Source organism: Actinoallomurus sp. NPDC052274 (assembly GCF_040679475.1).
Classification (GTDB): Bacteria; Actinomycetota; Actinomycetes; order Streptosporangiales; family Streptosporangiaceae; genus Actinoallomurus; species Actinoallomurus liliacearum.
This window is the reverse complement of record NZ_JBFAUT010000023.1, coordinates 79,332-91,839: the sequence shown is the minus strand read 5'-3', so window position 1 is coordinate 91,839 and position 12,508 is coordinate 79,332. Positions and strand designations below refer to the sequence as shown.

Genomic DNA, 12,508 nt, shown 5'->3' with positions numbered 1-12,508 from the left:
CCGCGAGATCGAAGTTAGGTTAACCTAACCTAAGTCGACCTTGTCCAGTGTGATCGCGATCTCGATCCGGAGCCCTTCCGTGTCCGTCACCAAGTCGTCGGCGCCGTCCGCGGTGCCGCCCCCGGCCGCCCCACCGGCGGCACGAGGCCGGTCCGCGCGCCGTGCCGGGCCGCCCGCCGCGCTGCTGCTCCTGCTCGCCGTCCTCGCGGCGAGCCTGGCCATCGGCGCCCGGCGGTACTCCCTCGGCGAGGTCTGGCACGGCCTCCTCGATCCGGACGCCCCCGCCTACACCGTCGTCCGCGAGACCCGGCTGCCGCGCACTCTCCTGGGCCTCCTGGCCGGTGCCGCGCTCGGCCTCGCCGGCGGGGTCATGCAGGCGCTGACCCGCAATCCGCTCGCCGACCCCGGCCTGCTCGGCATCAACGCCGGCGCCTCGGCCGCCGTCGTGTCCGCGATCGCCTTCCTGGGGATCAGGTCCGTCACGGGGTACGTGTGGTTCGCGTTCGTGGGGGCGGGCGCGGTCGCCGTCCTGGTCTGGGCGGTCGGCGGGGGACGCGCCGCCACGCCGGAGCGGCTGGCCCTCGCCGGGGCGGCCGTCAACGCGGCGCTGTACGCCTATGCCAGCGCGGTCGAGCTCATCGACACGGCCTCCCTGGACAGGATGCGGTTCTGGACGGTCGGGTCGCTGGCCACCGCCCGGCCCTCGACCGTCACGGGGATCGCCCCGTTCGTCGCGGCCGGGGTGCTGCTCACCGCCGCGCTCGCCCGTCCGCTCAACGCGCTGGCCCTCGGCGACGACGGCGCCCGCGCGCTCGGCGCCCGTCCCACCTGGACGCGGACCGGCGCGCTCGTCGCCGTCACGCTGCTGTGCGGCGCGGCCACCGCCGCGTGCGGGCCGATCGTCTTCGTCGGGCTGATGGTGCCGCACCTCGTACGCGCGCTGACCGGCCCCGACCTGCGCCGGCTGCTGCCCTACTGCGCGGTGCTGGCCCCGGTGATGCTGCTCGGCGCCGACGTGCTCGGCCGGGTCCTCGGCCGGCCCGCGGAGATCCAGGTCGGCATCGTCACCGCGGTGGCGGGCGGCCCGGTCTTCCTGGCCGTCGTCCGGCGGGGCCGGGCGGGGCGCGCATGAGGCGCGTGGATGAGCGGCAGGAGCGGAACCAACCGAGCAGGGCGATCGTGCTTCGGACCTCCGGCGGGCTCTCGGTACGGCTGCGGCCGCGCGCCCTCGCGGTCGGCGCGGCGTGCGTGCTGATCGCCGTGGCCGGGGCCGTCCTCGCCATCGGCGGAGGTGACTATCCGATGAGCCCGGTGGACGTCGTCCGCACGCTCCTCGGCGGGGGAAGCCCCGCCGACGCCTTCATCGTCGAGCAGGTACGGCTGCCGCGCGTGCTCACGGCCCTGACGGCCGGTGCCGCGCTGGCGTTCTCCGGCGCGGCGTTCCAGGCCCTGGCCCGCAATCCGCTCGGCAGCCCGGACCTCCTCGGGTTCACCCAGGGCGCGGCGGCCGGGGCCCTCGCCGCGATCGTCGTCGGCGGCGGCGCGGTGGCGCTGGCGGCCGGCGCGGTCGCCGGAGGAATCGCCACCGGGGTCGTCATCTACCTGCTCGCCTGGCGCGAGGGCCTGCACGGCGGCCGGCTCGTCCTCGTCGGCATCGGCGTCGCCGCGATCCTCACCGGGATCAACGGCTACCTGATCACCCGCGCGAACATCTCCGACGCCGCACGCGCGGTCCTCTGGCTGACCGGCACCCTCGACGGGCGCGGCTGGGGCGACCTGGCCCCGGTCCTGACGGCCACGATCGTGGTCGTGCCGGCGGTGCTGCTCGGCTGCGCCCGGGGCCTGCGGATCCTCGAGATGGGCGATGACGCGGCGACGGCGCTCGGCGTACGGGTGCAGCGGATCCGCCTGGCGCTGCTGGCCTCGGCGGTGCTGCTCAGCGCGCTCGCCGCCGCGGCCACCGGCCCGGTCTCGTTCGTCGCGCTGACCGCCCCGCAACTGGCCCGGCGCCTCACCCGCGAACCGGGTCCCAACCTGCTGCCCTCCCTGTGCATGGGCGCGGCGCTGCTGGTCACCGCCGACCTGGCCGCCCAGCGGCTGATCCCCGGCCACCAGTTGCCGGTCGGCGTGGTGACCGGCGTGCTCGGCGGCGCCTACCTGATCTGGCTGCTCGCCACGGAACGCCGCACGGGACGGCTGTGACGACTTCGGACCGTTCGATGACGGAGGCAGGAAACGTGGGACACGACGGCACGCGCGAACGCGCACACCGTACGCCGGGCGCCGTGCCCGGACCGGCGGACCAGGGGCACCGCGCGCCCCGTCCGCCGGACGACGCGGCCGGACCGGCGGAGGGGGAGCGGGGCGCGGGAGCGGGCGGAACCAGGCTCATGGGGCGGGCACTGACGCTCGCGTACGAGCGCCGGGTCGTCGCCGAGGAGCTGACCGTGGCGATCCCCGACCGGTCCTTCACCGTCATCGTGGGGCCGAACGCCTGCGGCAAGTCGACGCTGCTGCGCGCGCTCGCGCGCATGCTCAGGCCGCGCTCCGGCACCGTGCTGCTGGACGGCCGGGACATCCACGCGCAGGCCACGCGTACGGTCGCGCGAACGCTCGGGCTGCTGCCGCAGTCGTCTATCGCCCCGGAGGGCATCAGGGTCGCCGACCTGGTGGCGCGCGGCCGGCACCCCCACCAGGGCCTGTTCCGCCAGTGGTCGGCCGACGACGAACGCGTCGTCCAGGAGTCGATGGCCGCCACCGGCGTGGCGGAGCTGGCCGGCGCCTGCGTCGACGAGTTGTCCGGCGGTCAGCGCCAGCGCGTCTGGATCGCGATGGCGCTGGCCCAGGAGACCCCGCTGCTGCTCCTGGACGAGCCAACGACCTACCTGGACATCGCCCATCAGATCGACGTGCTCGACCTGTGCGCGCGCCTGCAGCGGGAGCAGGGCCGCACCCTCGTCGCCGTGCTGCACGACCTGAACCACGCGGCACGGTACGCCGACCATCTGATCGCGATGCGCGGCGGGCGGGTGGTCGCCGAGGGAGCCCCCGCTGAGGTGGTCACGGCCGAGCGGGTGGAGGAGGTCTTCGGCCTGCCCTGTCGCGTGATCGACGATCCGGAGACCGGGACGCCCCTGGTCGTGCCCGCGGCACGGCGGCGGTAGGGCCGGCGCGGACGGGGCGGGGCGGGGGCCGGTCCACCGCTCGGCGGCGCCCCGCGCGAGGTACCGGCGGCTCAAAGATTCCGTCGAATCGCGTTTCACAGGGGTGGCCCGGCCGGTCACCCGTGATCGTCTTCTTGGCGGAAACGACCTCTGCCAAGGAGATCAGATGATCAAGTCTTTCGACCGACGCATCGTCACCGCGGCCACGACCGTCGCACTCGGCCTCGTCCTCACCCAGGCGCCCGCAAGCGCGGCCCGTTTCTCCATGGTCTACACGTGCGCGGTGCCGATCCTCGGGGACCGGGGCGTGCAGTTCGACGGCACTCTGACCGCGACGCCGAACCGACCAACGGTCGGCACGTTCACGCGGGTCGACCTGCACGTCTCCCGGCTCAGCCTGCGTCCGCCGGTGGCGGTGACCTCCTGGACCGCCGTCGCCGTCGCCGACGTCGACGTCGCCGGCGCGCAGACCGGTACGTTCCGGCTGTCGGGTTCCGGCGGTCCGGTCGCCGCGTACGAGCCCGTCACCGGCGACCTCGCGGGCGGGTGGGTTCCGAGGGCGATCGGCGTCGATCGGCTCCGGCTCGCCAAGGTCGTGCTCAAGGTGAGCACCGCACCCTTCGGCGACGTCGTCGTTCCGTGTTCGCCGCGAGATCCGCGTCCGGTGGCCGAGACGCTCACCGTCTTCACCCGCTGACAGGCGGGAAGGACGCGGGACCCCGCCGGTCGAGCCGACCAGCGGGGTCCCGTCGTATCCTCCGGCGTTCACGTCGAAGAGCGCGGCGACCGCCTGCCTCGTATCACCGTTTCGCGAGTCAGTGGCCGCAAAAGCGGTATTGCCCGGTTAATTGGCGATGATCGATACTATGATGCTCAAATTACCGGGGATCTACCGATGCGCGCCTCCGTTCTGCCGTGATGAGCCGCGCATCTTTCTGCGCGAAGTGGGGTCATCAGTGCGCATCAGTCGATCGGGTCGATGGGTCATGCCGGCGGCGGCCGCGGCCCTTCTCACACTGGCCGCGGCGTGCTCATCGAGCGGCGACGCCTCCACGACGGGCAAGTCCGCCAAGGCACCGGACGCGGCGGCCACCATCACGCCGGCCAACGGGGCCGCCAAGGTGCGCCCGGACAAGGGCGTGACGGTGACGGCGGCCAGCGGCGTCCTGCAGCAGGTGAGCGTTCAGGCCGGATCCGGCACCGTCGACGGCGCCCTGTCCGCGGACAAGAAGACCTGGCAGACGAAGTGGACGCTCAAGCCCGGCACCGCGTACACCGTGACCGCCACCGCGAAGAACGCGGACGGCAAGGTCACGACCGCCACGAGTAAGTTCACGACCCTCAGGGCGTCCTCGACGGTGAAGATCAGCGACGTGATCCCACGGGCCGGGGAGACCGTCGGCGTCGGCATGCCGATCACCGTGAGCTTCGACCGGCCGGTCGCCAACAAGGCCGCCGTCGAGAAGGCGCTCGAGGTGCGGTCGACCTCCCCGATGCAGGGCGCCTGGCGCTGGATCACCAGCCAGCAGGTCATCTTCCGGACGAAGGACTACTGGCCCGCGCACAGCAAGGTCAGCCTCGTCGCGCACATGGCGGGCGTCCGGGCGTCCTCCGGCGTGTACGGGACCAAGGACGTCACGAAGAACTTCTCGATCGGCGCGTCCCACATCGCCAAGGTCAACCTCAAGACCCACCTGAACAAGGTCTACGTCGACGGCAGGCTCGCCAAGACCATCAAGGTCAGTGGCGGCATGGGCGGCGGCGACTCCCACGGCAACGACTTCCGCACCACGAGCGGCGTCCACCTGGCGATGGGCAAGTCCCCGGTCGTGACCATGACCTCGCCGAACATCAAGGAGGGCGAGCCCGGGTACTACCACGAGCTCGTCTACAAGGACGTGCAGATCAGCAACAGTGGCGAGTACCTCCACGAGAGCCCCGGCGAGTACGGGTGCCTCGGCCACAGCAACTGCAGTCACGGCTGCGTGCGGCAGACGCCCGCCGGCGCCAAGTGGTTCTTCAACCTGAGCAACCGCGGCGACGTCATCGTCATCAGCGGCACGACCCGTGACCTCGAGTGGAACAACGGCTGGGGCTACTGGCAGCTGTCCTTCACCAAGTGGATGAAGGAGAGCGCCACGAAGCAGCCGGTGACGACGACCGCCCTCACGGCGTCCTCCGGAGCCCCGGCGGGCAACTGACGAGCGACGAAGCCGGGCGGGTCGCACCGATCCGCCCGGCTTTCGCTTGCCCGAAGCGGCTCTCGCCCGGTCCCGGCACCTTACGCGGGCGCGAGTGGGACGCCCGGCTCTGTCGGCCGATGATAGGGGGCGAACCCTCCCCTCTCTAAGGAGCCTGAGTGGCAGAGTCGCTGACCTACGCCGACGCTCTGAAGATCCTCGGCGGCCGTCCCAGCCGGCTGATCGGCCTCGCCGACCGGCTGGCGGCCGCGGGCCTGGTGACGTGGTCCGTCGCCGCGCTGGCGACCGGGAACGACATGTCCGCCGCCCTCAACCTGTTCGACCTCAAAGAGGAGATCGTCAGGTTCGGGCACGACACCGTGCGCCGGATCGCGGAGCGGCGCAACGGGCTGTCGCGCTTCGACCGTACGCAGCGGCTCGCGGCGGCCCACGCCGTCCTCGTGGTCTGCTCCTACTTCGAGGCGCTGGAACAGTCGGATCCCGCGATCGGGCTGGAGCGTTTCGACCTGGCCCCCGGCGAGAAGGTCGCCCAGGCGACCGGCGGTCTGCCCGCGCGCGGGGGCGCCGAACTGGTCGACGGGCTGCTGAACGACCGGCTCCCGCTGCCCGAGCCGCACGTCCCGTACGAGAGCACCCGAGCGGCGATCAGGTCGACGTACGAGCAGATGTCGCGGCGGCTGACGGCCTTTCTGCGGGGCGTCGCCGCGTGGGACGCGCTCTCCGGCCCGGAGCGCGCTCGCCTGACCCGGGCGGTGGCGGCCGTGCCACCGGCCGCGCTCGAGAACTACGAGAAGGCGTTCCGGAGGCTCGCGACGGACAACCGGGAGTTCGAGGTCTGGGCGAATCTCACCCGGCTGGAAGCGCTCGGCGCGGGACTGTCCGAGGTGGGAAGGCTCCTCGGCACCATGGCGGCGAACCGGCCGGGCGACCGGCCGAGACGCCACCTGCTCCGGGGATACCGCGCGGCGCTGTCCGAGCCGATCGTCGCGACCGGCCGGGCGCCCGACGGGGTCGTCCTGCCCGCCCTCGGTGACGCGTACGTCAACCCGCGATGCAAGGTGGCGGAGGTCCCCCCGTCGGAGAGCCCGGCCGACCCGGAGTTCTGGGCGGACGAACAGGTGCGGGAGCCGCATGCCGCGGCGTTCCTGTCCGGGTTCCTGACCTCTCCGCGGGCGGTCCGGGCCCCGCTGGTGGTCCTCGGCGAGCCGGGATCGGGCAAGTCGAAGCTGACCGAGGTCCTCGCCTCCCGCCTGCCGGAGGAGGACTTCCTGCCGATCCGGGTCGAACTCCGGCAGGTCGCCGCCGAGTCGATGGTCCAGGAGCAGATCGAGCAGGCGATCCACCGCCAGTCGGGTGAACGGGTGAGTCTGCCCGACCTCCTCGAGGCGGCCGACGGCGCGTTGCCCGTCGTGATCCTCGACGGCTTCGACGAGATGCTGCAGGCGGCGGGCGTTAACCGGTACGACTACCTGGAGCAGGTCCGTGATCTGCAGCGCCGGCAGTCGGCGCTCGGGCAGCCGATCGCCGTGATCGTGACGAGCCGTACCGTGGTCGCCGACCGCGTACGGTATCCGGCGGGCACCGTCGCGCTGCGACTCCTGCCCTTCACCGACGACCAGGTGCGCTACTGGCTGGACGTCTGGCACCGGCACAACGCGGCGCTCCTCACGACGCGGTCCCGCCGGCCGCTTCCCGTCGAGACCGTCCTGGCCCATCGAGAGCTGGCGCGCCAGCCACTGCTCCTGCTCATGCTCGCCATCTTCGACGCCCAGGACAACGCGCTGCAGGCCGCTACCGGGAGCCTCGGCCAGGCCGACCTGTACGAGGCGCTGCTCCTGGACTTCGCGTTCCGCGAGATACGCAAGGCGCCGGAGACCGCGTCCCTGCCGTCGGACGCGCAGCGGCGGCTGGCGGAGGCGGAGCTGGAGCATCTGGCCGTCGCCGCGCTGGCCATGTTCAATCGCGGCCGGCAGACCGCCGACGAGGCCGAGCTGGATCGCGACCTGTCCGTCCTGCTGCCCCAGCACCGGGACCCCGGCGTCGACGAGCGGGCCGCGCTGAGTCCCGCGCAGCGCACGACCGGCCGGTTCTTCTTCATCCACCGCTCCGAGGCCCGGATCCACGATCAGCGGACCCGGACCTTCGAGTTCCTGCATCCGACCTTCGCGGAGTTCCTGGTCGCCTGGCTCGCCGTCCGCGTGCTCGACGACCTGACCGCCGTGAAGGAGGTGATGAGCGCGCGGTCGACGGCGGCCGGTGGCCGGCCGGACGACGGTTTCCTGTTCGCGGTCCTGTCCTTCGCGTGCGTCGCCGAACGCGGGCCGATCGTCGACTTCCTCGGCGAGTTGCTCCGCCGCCGGCCGGAGGAGCGTGGGCGCCGGGCACTGCTGTGCGAGCTCCTCGACGGCGCGCTGTACCCCCACGCCGGACGGTCCTACACCGCCTACGAGCCGGTGACGCATCCCGTCACCCGGCGGCTCGCCGCGTACACGGCGAACCTCACCGTCCTCCTCGTCCTCCTGTCCGGCGAAGGGATCACCGTCGCCGAGATGTTCCCCGGTTCCGGGGCCGCCGCCGTGGAGCGCTGGATCGGGCTGAGCAGACTCTGGAAGGCCCAGCTGTCCCCGTCCGAATGGGACAGGATCCTGAAGACCCTGCGGGTCAGGGTCTGGCTGGCCGATGAGCTGCGGATCCGGGTGAGCCGGGAGGACGGATCCGCGGTCTCGGTCCTCGACGCGTTCGCCATCGCGCCTCTGGGCAGCCGGCCCGAGGCGACCGACTATGAGGTCTTCCTCTCCGGCGATCCCGGATCGTACGACCTTCGGGTGGCCGCGACGAGCGACCTGGGGATGCTCGTACGGACCCTGGCGTTCCTGCCGGACTGGCGGATGGGGCTGCTGCTCCTCCAGTCCGTGCCGTCGTCCCATGCCATGGGCGACCGCGTTCGGTTCAGGTCGGCCGACGAGGAGGCCGACCTGCCCGGGTACCGGCTCGGGCGGCTCGACCACGCCCGCGACTCGGCCGGCGACGAGCGCGCGGCGCTCTACCGCGAATCCCTCCGGGCGGCGGCCGCCTTCCCCGAGCTGCACCGGCTCGTCCTCCTGCGCCTGCGCGACGACGTCGGCAGGCTGCCGGCCGCGGCGGTGCTCGACCTGCTCCACCAGGCGAACGCCGTGCGGCCGACCGACGCCTACCTCGAGACCGTCAACGAGCTGTGGCACCGGCTGCCCGAAGACGGGGCGGCGGGCCGCGGGGTCGACGGCCGCGACCTGGTGGCCGCGCTCGTCAGGGCGGTCGAGCAGCGGTGGCCGGACACGGACCTCGACCACCTCGCCCCGGGACTCCGGGTCGCGGCCGCCGGAAGACGGCGCACCGCCGATACCCGATGACCCGGAGCGGGCGGACGGGGCCTCAGGCGGGCAGGTCGAACGCGGTGAACGGGTAGCCGTCCCAGAGGGCGCGCTCCCGGCCACGCGGATCGTTCGCGACCGTGGCGTCGACGTTCCACATCATCGTGGCGCGCTGCGGCGCCCGGTACGCCGGCCAGGTGGGGCGCTGGACGGTACGCCGGGCGTTCGGGTCGCCGGCGCGGGTGAACGACGTCCAGGCGTCGATCATCTGGTCCGACAACGTGGTGAGGCGGGCCCGGTCGGCCTGGAACGCCTTGTCACCGCCCAGGATCCCGGTGAACCGGAACGACCCGAAGACGAACGGCAGCTCGATCGTGTGCACGGCGCCGTACTCCTCGGTCGGCCGCCAGCCGAACTCGTACAGGTACGTCGGCCGCCAGCGGCTCTGCGCCTGTGCGAGCCGGGTCGCCGGCACACGCATGCCCTGGTCGGTGAACATCGCCAGCGCCGCCGCGGTCGCCGACCGGCCCTTGCGGTAGGCCACGACCATGCGCTTCCGGCGCGCGGCGAGTTCGTGCGGGAAGAACACCGTCTCGTACTGCTGCGCGATGCCGGTCATCGCCTCGGGACCGAGCTGGCCGAAGAAGTTCATCTCGTCGCGGTTCGTCCCGAGCAGCAGGTCCACGCCGCGGGCGTTGCCCTGGGCGACCCGCTTGACCACCGAGTCCCGGACGAGGGTGCCGTCGATGTACGGGGCGAAGTACGTCGCACCGAGGATGCCCGGCTCGTCCTGGTCAATGACCTTGTTCTGCATGTCGAGGATCTGCTTCGTCGACATGCGGCGCAGCTCGGCCACGCTCTTCACCGGCAGCGCCGAGGCGACCTTGCGCTCGTACGCGGCGGAGTGCACGAGGGCGCCACTGCCGCTCTCCAGGATCACCCGCCGGAACAGCCGCTCCGGATGGTCGGTGGCCAGCATCGCGCTCAGGGAGAAGGCGCCCGCGGACTCCCCGACCGCGGTGACGTTCGCCGGGTCGCCGCCGAAGTCGGCGATGTGGTCGCGCACCCACCGCAGGGCGGTCATCTGGTCGCGCAGGCCGTTGTTGCCCGATCCCTTGTAGGAGGGGTCCAGCCCGCCAAGCTCGGACCAGCCGAGCACGCCGAGCCGGTAGTTGATGGAGACCACGACCGCATCCCCCCGGGTGGCGAGCTTCGCCCCGTCGTAGCGCGGTTCGTTGGCCGTGCCGAAGCGGGCGGCGCCACCATGGACGAACACGATCACCGGCCGGCGGCGGTGGTCGGTGGCGGGGGTCCACACGTTGAGGCGCAGGCAGTCCTCGTCGGTGAACAGCGTGCGGGCGTCGGGATAGTCCTCCGACATGGTGTCCCGGTCCTGCGGGCAGACCGCCTTGTCGTCGGTCGCCTGGAGCGTGCCGCGCCAGCGCCCGACGGGCCGCGGTGGGCGGAAGCGCAGCGACCCGACCGGCGCCTGGGCGTACCGGATGCCCCGGAACGCGCACAGGCCGGCGCGGGCGGTACCCGCGACCACCCCGAGCGAGGTGGTCGTGGTGCAGCCCGCGCGGCTCCCGGTGCCGGCGGGCGTCGCGGACGACGCGCAGGAGGACATCATCACCGCGGCGCCGGCGAACGCCAGCGCCGCGGAGATCCGTTTCAGCATGAGCAGACTCCTTCTCGAAGACCGCCGCAGCATCGGCCACCGGAGCGCTCCGCGGGATCGCCGACGCGAGTGAACCCCGTCTGGTCCCGCGGAACGAGACCGCTCAGTCGTCGCCGGGGACGACCAGCCCGGACTCGTACGCGAAGACCACCGCCTGGGCGCGGTCGCGCAGATCCAGCTTGGTCAGCAGGTTGCTCACGTGCGTCTTCACCGTGTGCTCGGTGACCAGCAGCTCGGCCGCGATCTCGGCGTTCGACCGGCCCTGCGCGAGCAGCCGCAGCGTGTCGATCTCCCGGCCGGTCAGCTCGTCGAGCCGGCGGCGCAGCCCGGGACGCGCCTTGCCCCGGCCGACGACGTCCGCGATCAGCCGCCGGGTGACGCTCGGTGCCAGCAGCGACTCGCCGGCGGCCACCAGGCGCACCGCCCGTACGAGCTCGTCGCGCCGCACGTCCTTGAGGAGGAAGCCCCCCGCGCCGGCGCGCAGCGCGTCGTAGACGTACTCGTCGACGTCGTACATGGTCAGGACGAGGACCTTCGCCGTCGTCCGCCGGCACACCTCGGCGGTGGCCTCGACGCCGTCGACGCCGGGCATGCGAATGTCCATGAGCACGACGTCCGGTCGCAGCTCGACCGCCTTCGCGATCGCCTCCGCTCCGTCGGCGGCCTCACCGACGACGGTGATGTCGTCATGGGCGTTCAGGATCATCGCGAAGCCGCCCCGGAACAGATCCTGGTCGTCGGCGACCAGGACGCGCAGGGCTCTCATGCGGCCTCCTCCGCCGAAGGAGTGACCGGAACCGTCGTGCTCATGATTCGTTCGCTTCGCTCGCTCATGCGATCGGCAGCGTGGCGGTCATCGTGCAGCCGCGGCCGCCGGAGCGCACGGCGAGCCTGCCGCCGCAGCCGGCGACGCGTTCCCGCATGCCGATGAGGCCGTGCCCCTCGCGCAGGTCGGGGAAGCCCCGGCCGTCGTCCGTCACTTCGATCTCCAATGTGTCGGGGGACCAGCAGAGCCGTACGGCCACGGTTCGGGCGCCCGCGTGCCGGATGGTGTTGGTCAGCGCCTCCTGGACGACGCGGTACGCGGCGGCGTCCACGTCGGCCGCGACCGGCCGTGGTTCACCGCGCACGTCCAGGGCGGCGTCGAGGCCCGCTCGGCGGGCGTTGCCCACCAGCCCGGGTATGGCCTCGACCCCGGGCACCGGCCCATCGTAGGGCCGGCCGCTCCGCAGGGCGCCGAGGATGAGGCGGAGCTGGCCGACCGCCTCCCGCCCGGCCTCGGAGATCGCCTCGAAGACGGCCTCGGCCTTGTCCGGGTCGTCGCGTACGACGAGCGATCCGGCCTCCGCCTGCACCACCATCACGCCGACCGAGTGGGTGACGATGTCGTGCATGTCGCGGGCGATGCGGGTGCGTTCGCGCTCGACCGCGGCGGCGCGCTCCTCCCGGATCCGGCGCTCGCGTTCCCGGTCGGCGGCGCGCGCGGCCCGCCGTGCCCGCGCGCCGATCCCCACGGCGTACGCCGCGACGACGGCCGTGACGAGATAGCGGTAGGTCTCCAGGTCCTCGCCCGGGACGGCCAGGGACACGAACACGCCGAAGGCCAGCGCGCCGATGCCGACGGCCCGCCGCGGTGGCGACAGGGCCCCCGCCGCGAACGTGTAGACGGAGACGAGCACGCCGTACGGCAGCAACAGCAGCGGCGGGTGCGGCAGCGAGGGGGCGATGATCGCCAGGACCGTCGTCGAGCCGCCGACCACGCCGCCCACGGTGAGGACGGCCCGGCGCCGCCAGACCACCGGCACCGAGGCCGACAGCGTCAGTACCAGGAACCACCACGGCTGCCGGTACGGGACGAACGCCGTCGTCACCGTCCCGACGGTGACGACGGCGGTCACGGCGACGTCGAGCCGTGAGACCCGGAAGATGCCAGTTCGCACGGCCGACTCCTGCGCTCAGCGGAATACCGCGGGCGAGTATGCCTCCTCGCGTCACTCGCCGCCTCCCTCCCTCGACCGATGCCCCCTCCCTCCTCCGAATGAACAGCCGTCCCGGCGTCCGCGCCAGGCCGTTGAATTACGAGACATAGCAGAGTTATGGTCGAGCTCGGCCCGC

9 protein-coding genes are annotated in these 12,508 nt (G+C 72.7%); 6 read left to right on the top strand and 3 right to left on the bottom strand.

Features of this window, described 5'->3' with window-relative positions:
- Window positions 1-79: 79 nt before the first annotated feature.
- The 6 genes from AB0K82_RS21010 (at window position 80) to AB0K82_RS20985 (ending at window position 8,754) form a co-directional block, all read left to right on the top strand.
- Entirely contained in the window at window positions 80-1,132 is a 1,053-nt protein-coding gene (locus AB0K82_RS21010) for an iron ABC transporter permease (protein ID WP_364399148.1), read from the top strand.
- The gene (locus AB0K82_RS21005; RefSeq protein WP_364399146.1) at window positions 1,129-2,202 is read left to right on the top strand and encodes an iron chelate uptake ABC transporter family permease subunit; all 1,074 of its coding nucleotides are present in this window, start codon (window positions 1,129-1,131) and stop codon (window positions 2,200-2,202) included. Before AB0K82_RS21010 ends, AB0K82_RS21005 begins: the two co-directional genes overlap by 4 nt.
- A gap of 188 nt (window positions 2,203-2,390) precedes the next feature.
- On the top strand, window positions 2,391-3,164 hold the full coding sequence (locus AB0K82_RS21000; protein WP_364399209.1) for an ABC transporter ATP-binding protein: 774 nt from the start codon (window positions 2,391-2,393) through the stop codon (window positions 3,162-3,164).
- Between the two features lie 166 nt (window positions 3,165-3,330).
- A complete protein-coding gene (locus AB0K82_RS20995) occupies window positions 3,331-3,861 on the top strand; it encodes a hypothetical protein (RefSeq protein WP_364399144.1) in 531 nt (176 codons plus the stop codon).
- Window positions 3,862-4,150: 289 nt separating this feature from the next.
- A complete protein-coding gene (locus AB0K82_RS20990) occupies window positions 4,151-5,365 on the top strand; it encodes an Ig-like domain-containing protein (protein ID WP_364399142.1) in 1,215 nt (404 codons plus the stop codon).
- A gap of 158 nt (window positions 5,366-5,523) precedes the next feature.
- A complete protein-coding gene (locus AB0K82_RS20985) occupies window positions 5,524-8,754 on the top strand; it encodes a hypothetical protein (RefSeq protein WP_364399141.1) in 3,231 nt (1,076 codons plus the stop codon).
- Between the two features lie 22 nt (window positions 8,755-8,776).
- Here the strand turns inward: AB0K82_RS20985 and AB0K82_RS20980 are convergent, their stop codons facing one another.
- The 3 genes from AB0K82_RS20980 to AB0K82_RS20970 form a co-directional block, all read right to left on the bottom strand.
- On the bottom strand, window positions 8,777-10,393 hold the full coding sequence (locus AB0K82_RS20980) for a carboxylesterase/lipase family protein (protein WP_364399139.1): 1,617 nt from the start codon (window positions 10,391-10,393) through the stop codon (window positions 8,777-8,779).
- 103 nt (window positions 10,394-10,496) lie between these two features.
- The gene (locus tag AB0K82_RS20975) at window positions 10,497-11,159 is read right to left on the bottom strand and encodes a response regulator transcription factor (protein WP_364399137.1); all 663 of its coding nucleotides are present in this window, start codon (window positions 11,157-11,159) and stop codon (window positions 10,497-10,499) included.
- Window positions 11,160-11,223: 64 nt separating this feature from the next.
- Window positions 11,224-12,333, bottom strand: coding sequence for a histidine kinase (locus AB0K82_RS20970; protein ID WP_364399135.1), 1,110 nt, complete (start codon window positions 12,331-12,333; stop codon window positions 11,224-11,226).
- Window positions 12,334-12,508 lie beyond the last annotated feature (175 nt).